We start from the raw sequence: 18,202 nt of genomic DNA, 5'->3' as shown, positions 1-18,202 counted from the left end.
AGGAATGCTATCGGGCAGTTAAATACAGTATCAACAACAAAACCTACGAATGGTGCACCTTTTATCTTTGTTTATATGTATCCATAGATTAGCGTTTTAGGTCTTGTCTTGGAGCCTCTGGGTGTATTTGGAAATTAAAAAATACTGTATGTGGGAGAATGTTTTTTGAATGTAAAAAAGTTAAAATATGCAAGTTGTGCATAAAAACTTGGATATTTTATGCTTATTAATTTTATTCATTACTGTGTTAAAGCACCAATTACTTTAAGTACATTCCTTCACAAATTAGTACAAACGGGCACGTAAGCTTTTTATATTCAAAAAGAAGGAAAAGTATATTCATTTGAAGCAAAAGATAATGAAAATCTTTTTTTCATAAAACCTTACCATTACTAATATTATAAACAGTATTCTAATTTAAAAGGGGGTTCCATTTTATGAGTAAAGTTCAAAGGGGAAGAGAAAATTATGAAAGAAATAAATCTCAAAATGAAGAGCAGTCTAACAAAAAAACAAATTCTGAAGAATCTGCTCAAACACATGTTCATGAATTTTTGGCAAGTACCAAATTAGCTGAAGAAGGAGAGGACAGACATAATCATCGTTTTGCAGGGGTTACAGGTGAAGTAATTCCAAAGGGTGATAGTCATGTACATGTAATATTAACTAATACCGACTTTTTAGATCATCATCATGAGGTAGGAATACAAACAGGTCCTGCTATCCCAGTTGGCAATGGTAAGCATGTACACTTTGTCAAAGGAATCACTACCCTAGATGATGGACATGTCCATCAGCTTGAATTTGCTACTTTAATTGAAAAGCCTCTTGTATAAGGGGAAAAGGTTACCTTTAAGGAGGACAAGGGTGAGCGCCTACTAGTGTTTCACCTTTTCTATTCCTCTACAATTGTGTTTCAGTAATTAAATTTTGGGATTTTGAGGTAACCTCACTTAATGGTAACCTAGTTTAATAGATAGAACCTGATCATTCACGGCTACCGCTTACCATATCCAATCTTTCCTTCGTAGTACCCGTTACATAACTTATGACTCCTATTATGACTACAACGATAGAATTAGAAACCTCTATCTGGGACAACAGTAAACCTAAACAAAGAGCCAATAAAAGAATAAGAATTACATTTTCTAAGAAGAACCTAAAAAAGCCCTTTCTTGAAGGGCTTTTTTTTGATTGAGGCTATCCCTGATTTAAGGTCTATGTCTATGCTTTAATATGGTCTATAGCGGCTACTTTCTAGATTATGCATCTGTTTATATGAAGAACCACGGTAGTTAAGCCTTTTTATTTTTTATTTTTTTATTTAACTAAGCACTTTTAGAGTTAAGGAGTCTTTTTTTCGCTACATAATGCAGTTTCTTGTAATGAATAGTAGAGATTGGGCTTTTGTATTTCGCAAGAGCCCTGACACCTTTTGGATTTAATCATATTTTGTATTGAATAGCTGTAAAGGAGGTTATTAAATGGATGGTGTAGGAGCTGGTGGAGGGTTCGCATTAGTAGTTGTATTGTTTATCCTTCTTATTATTATTGGAGCATCTTTTGTTGGCGGCGGTTACGGCGGTTACGGTGGCTGTGGCGGAGGATTCGGCGGCTTTTATTAATTAATATTAATCTTTAAAAGGAGGGGATATTTTTGTTCGGATATGGAGGTTTCGGCGGTTGTGGTGGCTACGGTTACGGTGGAGGCTTTGGTTATGGCGGAGGTTTTGCCTTAATCGTTGTCTTGTTTATTTTATTAATTATCATTGGAGCAACTGTCTTTTATTAATTAAAAGCATCCAACCTAATTTTTTACAAATAAAAAAAGCCCTTGTTTTTTTAGGGCTTTTTTATCTGGCTTTAATGCACCGAACGCATAATAAAGCACTGAGGAAGTTAAAAGTATGGCGGTATAGCTGATGCTCACTACTAGCTTATGCATCAGTTTATATAAAGTATCATCAGATTAAGCTCTTATTTTATTTCATAATTTCTATACCTAATACCACAAGGGCATTCGACTGTTAACTAGCGTTTGTAGTTTCCTTTTTATATAAATTCTTTAGTGAAGTGGAAAATCCTTGTTCAACCTGCTTCGTTCAATAAGAAAAGCTACCAAAATGGCAGCTTGATCTTAAACTCTTGCACTCCGTTACTTTAAGTACAATTCTTCACAAACTCAAATTGCCTCCACAAAACTGAATCCCCCGCAGAACAAGGAAAAGTCGATTCTTTTTAAATTATCACACCCATAAATATACAGAAACCCACTAAATTAATTTCTATTTGAATTATTTATTGGAATAAGAGGAAAGACCCCGACCAATAAGATTTGCAGAAACAGGCTTTTTTCCGATTTCCCTTGCCCAAATTGATAATTGACCTATATGGTGAATTTCATGAGCAATGGTATGTCGCATGATTTCCCCCCAAATATCCGTTACAATTTTTCCATCAGGTAAGGTATCGTAAAATAAACGATTTTCCATACTAGCATCCCAGTTGTTCACAAAGTTTTCCACTTCTAAATGAAATTCAGCGTCTAATTTTCGAACCTTATTCAAGTTTTTATAACCATCAAAACTCTCCTGAAAGTCAGTTTTACCTTGTAAAAGACGTATCCAGCTCCATTCGACATCAACTATATGGAAAAGTGTATGCAATATACTTCCCATTCCACCCGTTCGGTTTTGCAGAAGTTCTTCTTCACTTAACTTTTCACACCAACGATACCAGTCTTCTCTTACCATCCAGTTATATCTAAAAAAAATTTGCAAAAAAGCCCCTCCCCATTTTAGAAAATTATTGAACTGTAAAAATACTATAAGAGCAATACTAAATATTGTTAAATATTACTATTTCTACAAATATAAGTCGAAATCCTTCTTCAACTATCCTGCTTCTTTAGTTCAATAAGAAAAGCTAAGAATTTACAATTAAATACAATAATAAAATAAATGTATATGTTAAAATGTGGTAAAGGGGTGGTTGTATGAAAGAAGAAAATAAACCATTTAATGATGTAATAGACCACATTAACAGGATAGAAGGAAATGCTGCAAATGTTAGCAAGGATGCAGTAAAAAAGTTGCCAAAGCCATTAAAATATTTTGGGTATTTTTTTGCTGGCTTCTTATCAATATCCATCTTGTTAATGATTATATTAAATTTATTAAACTACTAACTGACACTTGATTGGTACTCCTTCTAACCGCAAAAATGCTGTGAGCTGCTCTAAAATGGGTTAGGAGTTAGAATTAACATTAATAACTTCCATACCATTTTGGAATTATATTCAAAAAAGTAAATTACCCATATATGTGAATTGTTTTTTCGTTCTTAAATTAATCTGCTCCGTTACTTCAATAAGAAAAAGCCGCCAAATGGCAGCTGAATCTTCAACTCTTGCACCCGTTAGTGCAATAAAGTCGGTGTCTAACATTAACCGTTCAATGGGGATTGGGATTTCCCCATTCCTCATTTTTTTTGTTTATGAATTTTGTGGTCAGCAAAATCCTTTGGTTTGCTATTGTCCGGATTAAAACGGTTCGATGGCTTTCTCGTTTTTACCTGTTTGCGGCTGATTTTCAATTCTTCTTTCTTCGGCTTCCTTGGGAATTTTTTTCAGTTGTTTATTTACTTCTTCTACTTGATTAGTAGTTATCATTTCATCCATTTTTCAAAGACCTCAATTCATTAAAATATTTTTATAAATATAATATGCCGCAGTAACGAAAATTTTATGCCCGCTAAATTAGACAAAAGCACCCTTTAGTTGAATAACACTCTAAACAACATTTTTTATTTATTTTTATTAAGCCAAGTGATAGCAATTAAGTAACCGATAACAGGCGATGTCCCATATCCCATAATTGGCATTGGGAAATTACCAAATAAAGTTACAATCATCGTCATTAGAAAGTAAACTCCTAATGATAAAGAAATGATATTTTTTTCACCGTAAAAAAAGAATGGACTTAATAACAATATAAGAGACAAAATCCCTAAAATGAACCAGATATTTCCCAGGCCTGCAACTAAAAAGATAATATGTTCCACATAAGGAACTGGTGCTAAATCATCGAGAAAAACCCACGATACGATACCAAAGGTTGCTGTAAGTGTAATACTTAGTAATTTTATAAACCTATTACCAATATTTCTCCACAAGATGATTGCAGTCGCACATGCAAATGCAGTTAATTGCCCTGCATCTGGATGAAATAGCAATATTACTAATGTAATAAAGGTTATTCCTATTACATAGCATTCACGACTGTTTAATACTAATTTCCATAAATGAATAATTAATAAAGGTAAAATTATACTTGCTATATATAGATTAATTGGTCCAAAGGATAACCATCGATGGACACCATCTAAATCATTAAACCAAAATGGCAAAACTAATAAAGCTACCATAATAATGGTATGACTAAAATTACCTTTACTTAGATTTTTTCCCTTGGTCCTAATTAAAAAAACAGAACCCAAAAAGGTTCCTAATATCCAGATTATTATGTTTTGAATCCAAAGACTCGAAGTCACACCATATGATACCATCGCAAGAGTTCCTATAAATAAAGCAGGAAACATAAGAAAATAAGATATGATATCTTTAAAATTATTCATGTTTATATGTCCTTTTATATATTTAGTATCCATAAAAATTGTAACACAAAAATCATCAACATTTTTATTCCTTCTTAATACAAACCTGCTTCGTTAGTTTAAGTATAATGTTTCACGATCCTACTTTTCTAGTTTCTGATAATTTTAGTATTGACTAATGTATAAATATGTGTATAATTTAAAACTAAATGCATGAGCCAAATGTTTTCTAGGGTTCCGTAACTTTAATGTTGGTCTGGTCCGAGAGAGAACTCACAGCTATGCTGTGTCACGGAAGGATAATAGCCTGGGAGAGACTGTTTACAGCTATCTCCCAGGCTTTTTTTGTTTTGGTAAAGAATAAAATTGGAGGTATGTTTAAATGAATGCAAACTGGATTAAAGTATTTGTTGCGGCTCTATTTGAAGTATTTTGGGTTATTGGATTAAAACACGCAGATGACTTTTGGACTTGGGCTGGAACAGTTATATCTATTATTATCAGCTTCTATGTGATGATTATGGCAGGACGACAACTTCCCGTAGGAACTGTATATGCAGTTTTCGTAGGACTAGGTACAGCAGGCACTGTTATTGCTGAAATTATACTGTTTGGAGAACCATTTAAAGTGAGTAAGTCACTTTTGATATTACTGTTACTAGCAGGTGTAATTGGATTGAAATTAGTTACAAAGGATAAGATTCAGGAAGGGGCTGATTCCTAATGGCGTGGTTTTCTTTATTCTTAGCAGGGTTATTTGAAATGTTTGGTGTTGCCATGATAAATAAACTACATAAGGACCGTAATTTGAAATCCTTGATTCTATTAATGATTGGATTTGGAGCAAGTTTCATCATTCTAGCTTATTCAATGAAAACACTCCCTATGGGAACAGCTTATGCAATATGGACAGGAATTGGAGCGTCTGGTGGAGCGATATTAGGAATGCTCTTTTACGGAGAACCAAAAGACTGGAAAAGATTGGTCTTCATAACGATGGTTTTATGTGCAGCAATAGGATTAAAACTTGTATCATAACGGAAAAAAGGATAAGTATTATATATTACCTATCATAATGGAATAAGAAAAGCCTATTCTTTAACTCAACTTATTATTAAAGAAACTTATTTTCATGGTAGTTTAATTACCAACCTTCACAATCTCTTCTGAACATGACTATGGGTTGATTTCATTATGATAATTTAGTAAATTAAAGATGAATCAAAAATTTATAAAGAAGTTAATAATTAAAGAATAAAATTGTCTGAGAAAAACGTAAGCTAATTTTATCATTAATGAACAATGCTTCTTAAAAACCCCCAAAATCCAATTGGAGTGTGTCGGAAAATTAATTCCGTTACTAATTATCGTTGAATTGTCAATGAAAACTGTATAAGAGTAGATCGTTCCCGTCTCTTTACTTTAAGAGGCGGGATTTTTTTATTAAAAAGAAAAGGAGAAATAACATATGAAAATGACAAAATCAATTGCAAACGTGCTGCTATTGATAACTGCTACACTTTGGGGTTCTGGGTTTGTTTTAACAAAAATAGCTCTAGATGCAAATGTGTCTGCGGGATTCGTAAATTTTTTCCGAGGCTTTCTCTTTGTTGTTTTGGTACTTATGTTTTTTTATAAAAAGATATTCCAAATGACCCTTAAGGACTTTAAAATTGGGCTAATTGCGGGATTGCTTAATTTTGGCGGATATATTACACAGACTATTGGTGTTCAGTACACGACTCCATCTAATAACGCCTTTATTTCAGCAACATATGTGGTAATTATACCTTTCTTGGCTTGGGCTATATATCAAAAGAAACTCCCAGTAAAAAGCTTTGTTTCCATTGCCTTTTGTTTACTTGGAATGACTATATTAACTGGAATATTAAACAAAACACTAACCATAAATATTGGTGACGTATATTCTTTTATTTGTGCGTTGTTTTATGCAGCATCTATTGTATATCTCAGCTATGGAGCAAGAGCAACTGATGTCAGCATTGTAGCTTTTATGCTTGCGGTTGTACAAGCATTAGGGGGGTTGTTTTTTTTCTTCTTCGTAGAGGAAGGACAGCTTACTAATATCAATTGGTCAGTTGCAATAGTGCCATTGTTATATATGGGAATAATATGTTCGTTTGTTGGTCAAACTGTTCAGGTTTTAGCTCAAAAGCATACTTCCGCAACAACTGCTGGATTAATTATGATGCTTGAAGGAGTTTTTGGAAGTATTTTTTCAGTAGCGTTTGGTTTTGAATCATTTACAGTACAGTTAGTTGTTGGAGGAATGCTTATTATGCTATCGATTATTCTTATGGAAGTGAACTTTAAGCAGATATTGGTCAAGAACAAGCAACAGCTTAGTAAGCAATAATTTTAGCAATTTATAAATGAAAACAAACGACAAAATGGGTCTGCATTGTAATTCGAATGCAGACCTTTTTTGATTGCTCAAAATATAGTTCTAGGTGTATGACTGGAACTGTTCAAATACAACATCTGAATAGTCGAAAACCTAGTATACCCTTATAACCTTTTGTGAGATGCAAGTGCTTTTCAAGAATTTCAAAGAATTTATCATCAATATTCTCCGAAAGTGAGAAATCAGTAACATTTTGCACATCATTTTCATCAAACTCAAGATTGAACTTCTCTACACTAACTTGTTTAAAACTGGCTCTTTTGAAGAAGTTGTACCATTCATTTTCAGTTAGTAAGTGAGAAACTCCATAAAAATTAACGATAGCTTTCAATTCATCTTCAGAAAGTGATTTTTCAAGTACCATTTCAATTGCAAGCAAAACACCATTTGGCTTTAATACTCTTTTAAATTCAGGAATTGTTAAGGATACATCTGTAAAGGATATGACTGATTCTGAAAGAATCATATCAAATAAATCCTCATCGAAAGGAAGATTTTCAGTGCTCCCTTGCTTTACATCAATTGGCAAATGTAAGGATGAAAATCTTTGCCTAGCCTTATCCAACATGATTTTATTACAATCTAAGGAAGTAACATTACATTGGTACTGTTCTGCAATATAGGCAGAGGTTTGACCTGTTCCACACCCAGCATCAAGAATCGACTTTGTTTCATCTATTTTTTCCCTTGATAAGATCTCTTTTGTTAGTTGAAGGCCTCCAGGATGGGCACCTCCAACTCCAAATATTGCTAAACAATCAAGATAAGTGTAATTCAAATTCAGTCTCATCCTTTTTTAGAAATTTTACATTATTTTATGAGAATGAAATAAATTTGTTGCCGATACTTTTATAAACATTACTCAACTTTTAAAGGCCTATGAAGGGGGAAAATAGGAACCTTTTAAGGATGCTAAGAAGGTAATGAAAAAGGTTTCGGAACGATTATATGATAAGCGCATAATGTATTTTAAACAAAATGTGTAGTAGGGGTGCTGATATGGGCGTGATTAGAACAGATAAGTGGTTGCACGATTCATTTCATAAACCAATTGAAATATGTGAAAAGTTAACAGTTCACTTTGAGGGTGCTCTAGCTTCCGAAATCTACGATTACTTAACTCTACATGGAATGTATCATCCTTTTGGGAACGGAAACGAGGTAGTGAAAAAATTACAAAAAAATAAAGTATGGGAAATTGTACAAGAAGAAAGTCTACAACTTCAAAAAGTGTGGGAAGGGCCAAATATCCCTATCTTTGTTTTTCCATCAGATAAGGACAATCGAAAATTAACACAGGACTTTAACGGAAAATCAGGTTTGGCCTTTAAGGATAAACTACTTTTATTTATTTCAGAGGATAACACGGAAAAGGAAATAAGGGCATTGTTTACACATGAGTATAACCATATTTGTCGGTTATCCAAGTTTCAAAAAAACGAAGAGGATTACGTATTGCTGGACACAATCATTTTAGAAGGATTAGCTGAAAATGCAGTACGTGAAAGATTGGGTGAAGAATTCTTAGCTACTTGGACATCGTATTATACCAATGAAGAGTTAAAGAAAATGTGGAAAAACTTAGTGCTCCCAAATAAAGATGTTCCAAAAAATGACCTTAAACATCAAAACATATTGTATGGATCACGTTTTTATCCGAAAATGTTAGGGTACTGTGTTGGGCATTACTTGGTTATGAATTATATTGAAGCAACTAACAAGACAAGTAAGGATCTACTTAATATCAAAACAGATCATATTGCTCAAATAAAGTGAAAGTGTTTGATAAAACGGAAAAAAACAGACGAAAGAAATTCTCGTCCGTTTTTTATTGGATCAAGTAACGATCAAATAATCCTTTGTTGATCACTTTGAATGTAGTTTTTCGGAATCTAACTCCAACGCCTAGCTGATTGAGGTTCTTGTGCTTTTATTAACTCTTTATAAATCTTATAACATCATTTTATGACTACCAAAAAAATAGAGAAAGGACAGCTACTGAAGCAATAAAGCCTAGCGCAATTCCAGCGCCCCAACCCCAGCCCCAACCTCCATAACCAAAACCGCCTAGGTTTCTAGGTCGTCCAATTGGTTGAAGAAAAACTCTGTCGTTGGAAACACGATGAATGATTCCCCTATGAATTCTCCCGTCATGGGTTCTGATTTCAACAGCTCTACCCATATGTCTGTGACACAGTCCATGAAAATGTTCTACTGACATTTTTTCACCCCCATTTACTTATGAACCATACGACATTATATGTGCTGAAATAACTTTCGTAATGGACAAGTGTAATAGGGTATTAGCGGAAACTTAAAATCTCCGAATGAATTTCCGACATGCCTAATACAGATAAAAATGATGGACATTAGGGTGAATACATAAGTTAACCCCGCTCCAGCCCAATATGCCATATCCTGAAATATTGCATTAAAATAAAATCCAAAAACCGTCATAACCAAAGAAAAAAGTCAACTAAGGATTGTTTTGTCCATTTTCTATTTAATTTACTTTTATCAGCACTTGTCCCATTCAGTTTTATTCTGAGTGCATATGTTATAACTACCACCATAAGCAACATCTTGCATAAAGAAATACCTCCGAAGAGGCGTTTGCATGTATTGCAGACGCTTTTTTATTTTTAGCATTGTTTAAGCAAATCGCTGATTTTGTCCTAACACCATGATGCTTGACCAATCAACCCTTGTCTTAAGGAATATATATACATAGCAGGTGTGTTATTCCTTCGAATAATCAAATAGGTGGTGAAAAATATGTGGGGATCATGTGGATATAGCGGCGGTTATAGCTACGGCGGTGGCTATGGCGGCGGTTCAACTTTTGTTTTAATCGTTGTATTGTTCATTCTGTTAATTATCGTACTGTCCAGTTGGTGCTAATGTTTAATAAACCCAACTGGATGATTTTGGATGAGTAATATCCTATATAAGCAAGTACTGAAGGTGTGATACGTGGAAGAACATAGTCACGGTATGGCGATCGTCGTGGTATTGTTTATTCTCCTTATCATTGTAGGAACTTCTTTTATGAGTGGCTACTAAATTGTACGGAACAAAGGGCAGGTTTAGTTAATCTGTCCCTTTGTCATATAGTTTCTGAAATGAATGTAGGACTTTGAATTTGAAAGAAGAAAACGCAGATTCTATTAAGCAAATGATTTAAACATTGTTTCAAAGAGCCTATGGGCTCTTTTTTTTATCTGCTGTAAAAAAAAAATCCACATTTCATTTTTTGCAAATAGTTTATTTACGAATCTCCCTCTTTATCCGCTGCAATAATAATGCCATCTGTTTCGTTAGTTAAAGAAGAATTATTATAAAAAGAGAAGCACATTTTTCAAGCGTAAGTCCTTATTTGCGATAACTGAGGAACTTTATCATTTAATTAAACAATGTGGCAGATGTTCATATAATGACAGAAATGACGTAAGAGGTGGGGAAATTGAAATTTAAGATAATACCATCAAAGCATGCGGAAGCAAACGAATTGTTAAAGATTCAAAAAGAAGCGTTTCATTCAGATTTAATCAAATATAAGGATTATCATACAAGTCCTGCAACTGAATCATTGGATTACTTTTTTTTTAGAATGCAAAATTCTTTGCACTATTCTATTTTCGTTGAAGGCAGGCTTGCAGGCGGAATCTGTCTTGTAAAGCAAACAAAAGATCATAATTATTTGTATCGAATTTTCCTTGGCTCTGAATTTCAAAATAAAGGATTAGGATCAAAAATTTTACAGGAGTTGGAAAGGCAATTCCCTAAAGTTAAAAAGTGGTTACTTGATACACCTAACGACAACCGTAGAAATCGCCATTTTTATGAAAAATTTGGCTATAAAAAAACAGGGGAACAACAAGTTAACGAATACTTAACTCTTATTAATTATGAAAAGATTCTTTAACCTTTTTTAAGGCTCCTTTTATAAAGATTGATACTCTCAAAAATAACAGTCTTCTTATTCACACCCCCGTTGATGGATGCGGAGGTTTTTATTTGTCGTAATAATTTCGTAGTTTTCATCATTTCTAAATCATTTCTATTTATAAAATGGGTATCTAAATTAGTCCCTACACACAAAGGCTCACATAGACTAATGATGTAACAAGACAAATTCATATGGAGGTCATTTAATGATGAGAAGAAATATTGGATACGGTGGTTTTCCATCAAATATTCCACCAAATATTCCACCAAATATAATGCCTAAACAGATAGCTCCTATACAACCATTACCAGCTCAATACTGTCCGCCAGAACCATGTCCACAATACTGCCCACCTCAAGTGTTTCCGGCTCAGTATGATCCACCACTTGTTTCACCAGGACAACAATATGTTAAGACGAATTTATTTAATAAGGTAGTAACTCATGTCCATCCTTCTCACACGACAACAGTCAACAAGCATATGATTAATAATCAACACTTTTTCCCTCACACAGAATCATTTGTAAATGAATGTTGTGAAACACATACAATGTGCGGTGTACCACATAATCCTTGTTGTCCGCCAAGACCATTTGGATTCTAGTTCATTTAACCTCCCGTTTAGGGGGGTATTTTTGTTAGTATATAATAAACAATTGTATATACTTATATCTTATAAACGTTCTGAGATACAAGTTTTCCTTGGGTGCCCTTTGGGTACCTTTTTTATTGAAAATTAGTCGTTCTTACATCGCAATATTGGTCAAATGCGACATAAAGGCGTCATTTCCTTCTTCAACAATCCTGCTCCGTTAGCTCAATAAGAAAAACCACAATAAATGGCAAACCAGTAATAAAGGTTTGCTCTCGGTTGTCCAATACTGAATAATCATTTTCTTAACGACTATAATCTTTTGACGTAATGTTTTTTACTTATTTAGCATAGGGTCTTTTTCCTTCTGATTATATCCTCAATTTTATCTGAAAAAAAAACTAATGCTGTGGGAAATACATTTTCTAATACTGTGATATCGACATCATCGTTTCCGTGAGGATAATTTTTGACAACTTTTTCAAGCAAGGATTCGTATAATAATGTTTCGTCAACAATATTTTCACAATACATAAAAATAATTTGCTCCCTTTAATATTTCGAGGGTTTAAAATTCTAAATTCTATATCCTCTCAATGTGTAAGTTTATCTTGGAAAAATTTATAATTTTGCTCTATAGAATCGGTTAATTTTCCCATAAAATTCCTCCTTCTTTATTATTTACACTATTGGATTCAGTTTATTATTATTTAATTGACCTACTAGTTAATGGTGGTTCATTAAACCAACCTTTTTTAACCAATAGTTTAAACCCTTTTTCTGAAAAACTTTGGACCTGTTCCATTAATTCACTTAGTATTTTGACATGATTCTTCTTATAACTAGATACAGCAGCGTTTTGTAAATTTATTATTCCAATAGGATTTAAAAACATTATTAAGTTCGTCATTAACTTATCTGAAAATGGAGATTCATGGACCCTATGGACGAAGCTCTCTAGTCCAGTTGTAGTACTAACTCCGTTTTCCCTGAAAATATCCGATAAAGTAGCAGCTTGATGAAATGCTAATTTCTTGCCATCATTAAATAATTGCTTTGACTCTTCATCTTTTACAACATCAGCAAAAGCAGCGCATAGAGCAACACCAACATTATTGCATTGAAGTGGACTGTACATATGTCCCAATTCTACCGCATTAAGTGGTCTCAATTGTGTAGATACAACCTTAAACAGTTTACTCTCTCTTTCATGTGCTTTCATGTATAAAAATGGACTGTTTTGTAACAAGTTCTTTTCTTTTAATAAACCTAAAAGAGATTTATCAATTTGAATAAGCTTAGTGAGGACTTCACTAAAGAATTTCTTTACATTCATATCCGCTAGTTCTGAATATTGAGAAGCGAGGACCCGCATCCCATTTCCGGTAATATGCTTAAGAATTTCAATGATTAATTGATCGGTAAAAAGCTTTACTGAGGAGTTATATAAATCAACTTCACTGAAAAATGGCGTTTCATTATAACCGCTGTCATTTAATATCTTTGTAGCCTCTTTTTCTTGAAATGTAGATAATGAATTGATTTCATCTAGAACACTTCTCAAATCTTTATCCTCAGCAGTGTCAATAAGATTTTTTAAAATAATATTAACCATATTCGAACTTGATTGTAGATACCAAAGAAAGCCGAACTCATTTACGTTCATACAAAAGGCTCCTTCATTATTTATTTTCTCTTATTAGAATGACAAGAATATTGGTAATTATTCAGGGTATATTTCTAATTAATACGTTTAGTCTCAATCTCAAACTTTATTAATTATTGTAATTTATATAATTTAATTAGAGTTTCTGTTAAAAGAATACTAATTAAATTCACTGGCTCTCAGGTTTCTCAATAGCTTTTTTAATGATTTTCATTAGTAAAAGGCCTATCCAAATTCCTGGTATCACGCACAAAATTGGTAACCATATTGGGCCAAATAAAAATCCGAATATCTTGAAAGTTGATGAATATATACACCCCACTGTTACAAAGAAAGCGCAAAAAACGAATGGTAAATAAGAATATTTTCTATTTCCTCCACCAGCATCTTTATAAGCATCCCACATAGCAAAAAAGTATAAACAAGGGTAAAACATTAGCCATAAGTAATCAGTTTGAGCAATGGCTTTTTCGATTTCTCCATGAAAACTAGAAATTATAACAACATTAAAATTTGCATTTACATTTATAAGGAATTCTAAAAATACAAAAACAATACCTTTTATTAGTTTGCCATTTAAAAATTGACCAAAGCCAGGAAGAGCAATACTCCATAGTAATACTTCTTTTGAGTTAGCCACCTAATTCAAGCTCCTTACCAAGTTTCGTATAGTGTGATTATGCCAATTGTAAAAAAGGCAATCGCACTAATCATTATTCATTAAAAACTTAATTAGTTTTTTATTGTGGAAATAAAATTTAACATTACACCAACGTAACCTTAGAATGTCCTGCTTAACATAAAAAATGTGATGAAAAGTACAGTGATGGCATTTCATTTCTAAATATTAATAAACAGAGATATCCAATAAAAAGACGTGCTTCTATCAACATGGTCTTATAAAAAGCATAGAAAACTTATGATAAAACACATCCATAATGTGAAGGCCTTATACATTAGAATATAATTTCTCTAACAATTCTAAGAAAGTGATTTATGTTTATAATTCCTTCTATCAACTGTTTTTCCTAATTATAGATGAAGTTCTTGTCCCCATCGCTTGTGAGGATACCGTTCTGGTCATCCGTTTATGCCTAACACAATACCTGACTAATTTAGGAGTATTTGATATTGATAAAACTATTTTAAATATATTGGGCAGTATATTAGCTTTAATGCTTTAAAATTTTTTCGTAACCTAACTCCCCAAAAATAGTGAAAGGTTTATTGTACTAACCTACTCCTTCGTTGAACAAGGAAAAGGCTCTTGGAATGTCAACACTAAACTAGACAGTTTTTTTAAGGTGTCCAAGTTTGTATTCAATCGGGCTTAGGTAGCCTAATGTTCCATGAATTCGAATGTGGTTAAACCAATGAACATAGTCCCTAAGTTCTCTTGTTAATTCTTCTAAACTAGTAAAGTGTTTTCCTCTTACAAACTCAGTTTTAAAGTATATTCTCGGACCAATAAGAAAATAGTTGTTTATTCAAACCAAATAGTTTCTCATAAATCTGCTCTATGTTCGGATTTTTATGCACTTCAGAAAAGCCACCAAATTTAGCAGCCTGATTTTCGATAATTTTTAGCTATGAATTTTGCAGCATTGACAAAATGGTCAACACTTCAGTCTGAAATGTGGATATATATCATCCATCATAAACTTCTCTTTTTTTCTCTTCTTCCTCGAAGATTTCGTCAGTAACTTTTTCTATTTGAATATTGTTAGGGCGGAGAAAATTTATGGTTTCGTGCTCTTCATCAAATTGCTGAACAATACCTACCATGGTTGGATATTTTTGAATATGCTCTTCATAGCATGATTGAAAGTCTTCGCCCACAACGAGGATTTCCTTTTTATGGCCACCAATTTCATTATCTTCTATATATGAAATAATAAATTCTTTCATAATTTCCTCCTTAAAAAACAAATTTTTTATTAGGGAAAATTTAGAAATACAAAAGCACTTAGGGAAGCCTATTATTCATTTATATCTAATCCAGATAAATTTAAAGAAAGTTCATCTAATACTAAAAATACACAACCAAAAACGGTTCTGTAATCGATATAGTCCCCTTTAACTTCAACATTTATCTCAATAATATTCCTTTTATTATGTATGTATTTTTCTTCAAATTGATTAAAATTAATACTTGTAACAGATACACTAATTTCCTCTAAGGATTTTTTTAGCTCTCTTTCAAATATTGAATTATTAAAGTTTTCCCTGAAGAAAATACGAATAGTAAATTTCATTTCAAATCCTCATTCCACTTATGATTTGCCAAATCTTCCTTACTTAACCTTTTTTCGAATAACTTGTGTATCTTTTATCCCATTTAATTTATTCAACTAAACTGTACCGTAGCGAATAAAAAAAAGCGATCCTCTAAGTATCGCTCATTTTACATTATTGCACCCGTTTGTGAACAAAATGAGTTGTTTTCTTTCAACTTCTGTCCACTGTTGACTTTGAATTAACTATTAGCCTTTACTAACAATGTAAAGAGATCCTCAATGAGAAAAATACTACGGTTTTTCTTTCTGTTTTCGTTTTTGTCGTTCTTCCATTCGGAATAGCTGGAATCCATTCTCCTTCCATTAACCTGCACCGTTACAAAAAAAATGGCCTTGCTTTTTTATTGGAAGCAAAGTATCAAAAGTTTAAGTACTTCTCACCCTCCTTTTTGTTTCGTAGCCTGTGTTAACGGTACCGCTCTTCTTTAAATGGATTTGCTGTCATCGAATAGCCAAGCTCTTCCCAAAAACCAGCCTCGTCTACTTTCATAAACTCAATCCCTGAAACCCACTTTGAGCCTTTCCATAGATAAAATACTTCTGGTGGAATAAACCTTAGTGGATAACCATGTTTTTGATCAATATCATGCCAATCATGATTTTTATCCTTCCAACGGTATACAAACAAAGAATCGTCCCCTAATAAAGGCTCTAGCGGCAGGTTTGCAGAATAACCAAATCTGTCCCCATTGTAGTAACCGTAAATTTTAATGTATTTTACACCTTCATTAATTTCAACAAAATTCAATAACTCTCTAAGTGCAATTCCTTCAAAAGTTGTATCAAATTTAGACCAGGTGGTAACACAATGCATGTTAACGCTTGATATGGTCTTTGGAAGCTCCATGATTTCCTTATAGGATAAGGACTTTTCTTCCTCCACCTCACCAAAAAGTCTGAAATTCCATGTGATTTCATTAAACTCGGGAACATCCCCTGTGTGCAGTATTGGCCATTTTTCTGTTTCGAATTGGCCAGGTGGAAGCTGCTTTTTCATCTTACACCATCCCTTTTTCATCTTAAACGTTAATTAAATCACAGTGCTTTGTATAGTATGCTTCAAAATAATGAAAGCATACTGTAGTCAAATCCGTTATTTGAGATTTACCCAAAATTTGGAACCAGTATATTCCCATAAATTTCTTATTCCACTATCCTGCCCGTTAGTACAGTAAGAACAGTTTCAGAAATTTGTAAAAATATTAGCATCCATACATTTTCTCCTAATTAATGCCTAAGATCAATTAACATACTGCCAAAAAATACTTCAATTAATTGCCCAGAAACACTGTGGGTAAGATTTGTCTTGAAAGGGCTGAAGCAGTTGTTTCAGAGGCAGCAAAGTCATCATACCCACCCCTCCAAGTTAAGTTTATGTTTGTTAAGGTTAAAAACTATAAATACTTACTGTAGATAATGCTTCTACAAAGATAGAAAACTGACATTTTTCGTATCTGTGCTTACGTTTAATACGGTGGAAAATCATACTGTATATAAGGGCAGTTAATTGATTAAGCCTATATAAGTATTTCCCCATAATTTTACTAAAAACGTACTAAAAGCAGTGTGCTTCCATTGAGAAACACACTGCTTGGCTTTTTCCTATGCGGGTTATCTGGAGTTCAAATTTGTATTCTGGTTAGATCCTTTCGGCGATATACGCTTAAGACAATCCCAATTAATATTGCATTGAGCAGCGTTGGCATTAATCCATAACTTATAAAGGGCAAGGATATGGAAATTAACGGGAAAAGACCTAGTGTCATTCCGATATTAGTAGCTAGCTGTATCGTATAAAGTGCAACTGCACCGATGAGAAGAAGTATTCCATACGAATCTTTTATCCTACTTGTAATGACAATGATTCTTACACCAAATAGGAATAGGATTAAAACAAGCATAATGGAAAAAAGCCAACCGTAATAGTAGGTTAAACTTATAAACACTAAATTAGTATGGGCCTCAGGAATAAATTCTTTGTTCATGGCGTTACCAAACCAGCCTGCTTTTAACAGAAGTTCTTTCACACGCAGGATCATAAATCCTGGTCCATCCGAATATTTTTCCGGGTTTAGATAGGCCAACAATCGATCTTTCTGATAATAGTTTAAAAACTTCCAATAAATGAAACTCTCGAACAAGAAACAACTAACGGATCCTCCCCAGATCAAAAGAACAATTTTTCGACTAAACTTGCTCCACCAAAGCATCGAAAATACCATGATAGTATAAATGTAGGTAGTTGAAATACTTGGTACGGTAAATAGTAAAAGGAATGGCAGGAAGAACAATAGAATAAACATCCAGACCTTCAACCTCTCATTACTAAAAAATGTTGCCCAAGCCAAGAAGAAGAAGGGTAGAGACATGATACTTTCAATGGTTAACGGTCCAATCCTAAGAAGTGGAAGTCCATTAATCGTCGTGTTTGAAAATAGTCTTAACATCAATAGAATGAATACATTTACATATAAAAAAACCAGCTGGAGGACTTCCTGTCCATACCTATTCTTGACTTCGCCCCATGGATAAATCCAGGGGATTCTTTTTTAACCTTCATCAAAGCCGCCTTTCGGCCGGGGCTTCCAGGACTTACTACTTCTCCAGTTCATTACGACATGTAGTAAAAACCACATACTGCAGCCCAATCATAGGCACT

Annotated in this window: 23 protein-coding genes, 1 pseudogene and 1 riboswitch; of the genes and pseudogenes, 12 read left to right on the top strand and 12 right to left on the bottom strand. The window is 33.3% G+C overall.

The genetic code is table 11. From position 1 onward, the window contains the following. Window positions 1-437 precede the first annotated feature (437 nt). The 3 genes from COE25_RS28375 (at window position 438) to COE25_RS28365 (ending at window position 1,792) form a co-directional block, all read left to right on the top strand. Window positions 438-836, top strand: a complete 399-nt coding sequence (locus COE25_RS28375) for a YmaF family protein (protein ID WP_098935036.1) — start codon at window positions 438-440, stop codon at window positions 834-836. A 648-nt stretch (window positions 837-1,484) separates the two neighbouring features. Next, window positions 1,485-1,625, top strand: coding sequence for a YjcZ family sporulation protein (locus tag COE25_RS28370; protein ID WP_098935035.1), 141 nt, complete (start codon window positions 1,485-1,487; stop codon window positions 1,623-1,625). Window positions 1,626-1,657: 32 nt separating this feature from the next. After that, window positions 1,658-1,792, top strand: coding sequence for a YjcZ family sporulation protein (locus tag COE25_RS28365; RefSeq protein ID WP_088085489.1), 135 nt, complete (start codon window positions 1,658-1,660; stop codon window positions 1,790-1,792). Between the two features lie 502 nt (window positions 1,793-2,294). On the opposite strand, the gene COE25_RS28360 is transcribed toward COE25_RS28365, so the two are convergent. Next, entirely contained in the window at window positions 2,295-2,780 is a 486-nt protein-coding gene (locus COE25_RS28360; RefSeq protein ID WP_098935034.1) for a DinB family protein, read from the bottom strand. A gap of 215 nt (window positions 2,781-2,995) precedes the next feature. Between COE25_RS28360 and COE25_RS28355 the strand changes: the two genes are divergently transcribed. Further along, window positions 2,996-3,187, top strand: coding sequence for an amino acid transporter (locus COE25_RS28355; RefSeq protein WP_088085487.1), 192 nt, complete (start codon window positions 2,996-2,998; stop codon window positions 3,185-3,187). Window positions 3,188-3,541: 354 nt separating this feature from the next. Here the strand turns inward: COE25_RS28355 and COE25_RS31135 are convergent, their stop codons facing one another. Then, complete coding sequence (locus COE25_RS31135) at window positions 3,542-3,679, bottom strand: hypothetical protein (RefSeq protein WP_180247647.1); 138 nt, start codon at window positions 3,677-3,679, stop codon at window positions 3,542-3,544. Between the two features lie 125 nt (window positions 3,680-3,804). Next, entirely contained in the window at window positions 3,805-4,635 is an 831-nt protein-coding gene (locus COE25_RS28345) for a hypothetical protein (RefSeq protein WP_098935032.1), read from the bottom strand. Window positions 4,636-4,832: 197 nt separating this feature from the next. After that, window positions 4,833-4,930, top strand: a riboswitch (guanidine-I (ykkC/yxkD leader). A 66-nt stretch (window positions 4,931-4,996) separates the two neighbouring features. On the opposite strand from COE25_RS28345, the gene COE25_RS28340 reads away from it, so the two are divergent. The 3 genes from COE25_RS28340 (at window position 4,997) to COE25_RS28330 (ending at window position 6,991) form a co-directional block, all read left to right on the top strand. Next, window positions 4,997-5,338 carry a DMT family transporter gene (locus COE25_RS28340; RefSeq protein WP_088089883.1) on the top strand — a complete coding sequence of 114 codons (342 nt, stop codon included), beginning with the start codon at window positions 4,997-4,999 and terminating at the stop codon, window positions 5,336-5,338. Next, window positions 5,338-5,652 carry a DMT family transporter gene (locus COE25_RS28335; RefSeq protein ID WP_098935031.1) on the top strand — a complete coding sequence of 105 codons (315 nt, stop codon included), beginning with the start codon at window positions 5,338-5,340 and terminating at the stop codon, window positions 5,650-5,652. The genes COE25_RS28340 and COE25_RS28335 overlap by 1 nt, the downstream gene beginning before the upstream one ends. A gap of 430 nt (window positions 5,653-6,082) precedes the next feature. After that, a complete protein-coding gene (locus COE25_RS28330) occupies window positions 6,083-6,991 on the top strand; it encodes a DMT family transporter (protein WP_098935030.1) in 909 nt (302 codons plus the stop codon). Window positions 6,992-7,103: 112 nt separating this feature from the next. Here the strand turns inward: COE25_RS28330 and COE25_RS28325 are convergent, their stop codons facing one another. Then, entirely contained in the window at window positions 7,104-7,817 is a 714-nt protein-coding gene (locus COE25_RS28325) for a class I SAM-dependent methyltransferase (protein WP_098935029.1), read from the bottom strand. A 221-nt stretch (window positions 7,818-8,038) separates the two neighbouring features. Here COE25_RS28325 and COE25_RS28320 point away from each other — a divergent pair, with 221 nt between their 5' ends. After that, window positions 8,039-8,815 (top strand): DUF2268 domain-containing putative Zn-dependent protease, encoded by a 777-nt coding sequence (locus COE25_RS28320; RefSeq protein WP_088085484.1) that lies wholly within the window; start codon window positions 8,039-8,041, stop codon window positions 8,813-8,815. Window positions 8,816-9,008: 193 nt separating this feature from the next. Here the strand turns inward: COE25_RS28320 and COE25_RS28315 are convergent, their stop codons facing one another. Then, window positions 9,009-9,260 (bottom strand): hypothetical protein, encoded by a 252-nt coding sequence (locus COE25_RS28315; protein ID WP_098935028.1) that lies wholly within the window; start codon window positions 9,258-9,260, stop codon window positions 9,009-9,011. Window positions 9,261-9,814: 554 nt separating this feature from the next. Between COE25_RS28315 and COE25_RS28310 the strand changes: the two genes are divergently transcribed. The 4 genes from COE25_RS28310 (at window position 9,815) to COE25_RS28295 (ending at window position 11,592) form a co-directional block, all read left to right on the top strand. Next, entirely contained in the window at window positions 9,815-9,940 is a 126-nt protein-coding gene (locus COE25_RS28310; RefSeq protein ID WP_098935027.1) for a YjcZ family sporulation protein, read from the top strand. Between the two features lie 72 nt (window positions 9,941-10,012). Continuing rightward, window positions 10,013-10,102 (top strand): YjcZ family sporulation protein, encoded by a 90-nt coding sequence (locus COE25_RS28305; RefSeq protein ID WP_098935026.1) that lies wholly within the window; start codon window positions 10,013-10,015, stop codon window positions 10,100-10,102. Between the two features lie 400 nt (window positions 10,103-10,502). Next, a complete protein-coding gene (locus tag COE25_RS28300; protein ID WP_180247645.1) occupies window positions 10,503-10,964 on the top strand; it encodes a GNAT family N-acetyltransferase in 462 nt (153 codons plus the stop codon). A gap of 229 nt (window positions 10,965-11,193) precedes the next feature. Further along, on the top strand, window positions 11,194-11,592 hold the full coding sequence (locus tag COE25_RS28295; RefSeq protein ID WP_373605389.1) for a CotD family spore coat protein: 399 nt from the start codon (window positions 11,194-11,196) through the stop codon (window positions 11,590-11,592). A gap of 694 nt (window positions 11,593-12,286) precedes the next feature. Here the strand turns inward: COE25_RS28295 and COE25_RS28285 are convergent. From COE25_RS28285 to COE25_RS28255, 7 genes and pseudogenes are all read right to left on the bottom strand, one after another. Continuing rightward, the gene (locus COE25_RS28285; protein ID WP_098935023.1) at window positions 12,287-13,246 is read right to left on the bottom strand and encodes a DUF3231 family protein; all 960 of its coding nucleotides are present in this window, start codon (window positions 13,244-13,246) and stop codon (window positions 12,287-12,289) included. Between the two features lie 169 nt (window positions 13,247-13,415). Beyond that, window positions 13,416-13,886: a hypothetical protein gene (locus COE25_RS28280; protein ID WP_098935022.1), complete on the bottom strand. Its 471-nt coding sequence runs from the start codon at window positions 13,884-13,886 to the stop codon at window positions 13,416-13,418. A gap of 646 nt (window positions 13,887-14,532) precedes the next feature. Next, window positions 14,533-14,694 (bottom strand): annotated as a pseudogene (locus tag COE25_RS32450) (IS3 family transposase); the annotation flags it as partial. Between the two features lie 199 nt (window positions 14,695-14,893). Next, window positions 14,894-15,154 carry a hypothetical protein gene (locus COE25_RS28270; RefSeq protein WP_098935021.1) on the bottom strand — a complete coding sequence of 87 codons (261 nt, stop codon included), beginning with the start codon at window positions 15,152-15,154 and terminating at the stop codon, window positions 14,894-14,896. Window positions 15,155-15,225: 71 nt separating this feature from the next. Beyond that, window positions 15,226-15,501 carry a hypothetical protein gene (locus COE25_RS28265; RefSeq protein WP_098935020.1) on the bottom strand — a complete coding sequence of 92 codons (276 nt, stop codon included), beginning with the start codon at window positions 15,499-15,501 and terminating at the stop codon, window positions 15,226-15,228. A gap of 448 nt (window positions 15,502-15,949) precedes the next feature. Then, the gene (locus tag COE25_RS28260) at window positions 15,950-16,540 is read right to left on the bottom strand and encodes a molybdopterin-dependent oxidoreductase (RefSeq protein ID WP_098935019.1); all 591 of its coding nucleotides are present in this window, start codon (window positions 16,538-16,540) and stop codon (window positions 15,950-15,952) included. A 625-nt stretch (window positions 16,541-17,165) separates the two neighbouring features. Continuing rightward, window positions 17,166-17,990, bottom strand: a complete 825-nt coding sequence (locus COE25_RS28255) for an FtsW/RodA/SpoVE family cell cycle protein (protein ID WP_098935018.1) — start codon at window positions 17,988-17,990, stop codon at window positions 17,166-17,168. Window positions 17,991-18,202: the final 212 nt, after the last annotated feature.

It is taken from the genome of Bacillus sp. AFS031507 (genome assembly GCF_002584635.1).
Lineage (GTDB): Bacteria > Bacillota > Bacilli > Bacillales > Cytobacillaceae > Neobacillus.
This window is presented reverse-complemented; position numbering and strand designations above follow the sequence as displayed.

Excerpts from the sequence above, each read along its gene's own strand:
- COE25_RS28375 (WP_098935036.1), top strand. The coding sequence starts at position 438 with ATGAGTAAAGTTCAAAGGGGAAGAGAAAATTATGAAAGAAATAAATCT.
- COE25_RS28370 (WP_098935035.1), top strand. The coding sequence starts at position 1,485 with ATGGATGGTGTAGGAGCTGGTGGAGGGTTCGCATTAGTAGTTGTATTG.
- COE25_RS28355 (WP_088085487.1), top strand. The coding sequence starts at position 2,996 with ATGAAAGAAGAAAATAAACCATTTAATGATGTAATAGACCACATTAAC.
- COE25_RS31135 (WP_180247647.1), bottom strand. The coding sequence starts at position 3,679 with ATGGATGAAATGATAACTACTAATCAAGTAGAAGAAGTAAATAAACAA.
- COE25_RS28345 (WP_098935032.1), bottom strand. The coding sequence starts at position 4,635 with ATGAATAATTTTAAAGATATCATATCTTATTTTCTTATGTTTCCTGCT.
- COE25_RS28340 (WP_088089883.1), top strand. The coding sequence starts at position 4,997 with ATGAATGCAAACTGGATTAAAGTATTTGTTGCGGCTCTATTTGAAGTA.
- COE25_RS28335 (WP_098935031.1), top strand. The coding sequence starts at position 5,338 with ATGGCGTGGTTTTCTTTATTCTTAGCAGGGTTATTTGAAATGTTTGGT.
- COE25_RS28330 (WP_098935030.1), top strand. The coding sequence starts at position 6,083 with ATGAAAATGACAAAATCAATTGCAAACGTGCTGCTATTGATAACTGCT.
- COE25_RS28320 (WP_088085484.1), top strand. The coding sequence starts at position 8,039 with ATGGGCGTGATTAGAACAGATAAGTGGTTGCACGATTCATTTCATAAA.
- COE25_RS28315 (WP_098935028.1), bottom strand. The coding sequence starts at position 9,260 with ATGTCAGTAGAACATTTTCATGGACTGTGTCACAGACATATGGGTAGA.
- COE25_RS28310 (WP_098935027.1), top strand. The coding sequence starts at position 9,815 with ATGTGGGGATCATGTGGATATAGCGGCGGTTATAGCTACGGCGGTGGC.
- COE25_RS28295 (WP_373605389.1), top strand. The coding sequence starts at position 11,194 with ATGATGAGAAGAAATATTGGATACGGTGGTTTTCCATCAAATATTCCA.
- COE25_RS28285 (WP_098935023.1), bottom strand. The coding sequence starts at position 13,246 with ATGAACGTAAATGAGTTCGGCTTTCTTTGGTATCTACAATCAAGTTCG.
- COE25_RS28270 (WP_098935021.1), bottom strand. The coding sequence starts at position 15,154 with ATGAAAGAATTTATTATTTCATATATAGAAGATAATGAAATTGGTGGC.
- COE25_RS28265 (WP_098935020.1), bottom strand. The coding sequence starts at position 15,501 with ATGAAATTTACTATTCGTATTTTCTTCAGGGAAAACTTTAATAATTCA.
- COE25_RS28260 (WP_098935019.1), bottom strand. The coding sequence starts at position 16,540 with ATGAAAAAGCAGCTTCCACCTGGCCAATTCGAAACAGAAAAATGGCCA.
- COE25_RS28255 (WP_098935018.1), bottom strand. The coding sequence starts at position 17,990 with ATGTTAAGACTATTTTCAAACACGACGATTAATGGACTTCCACTTCTT.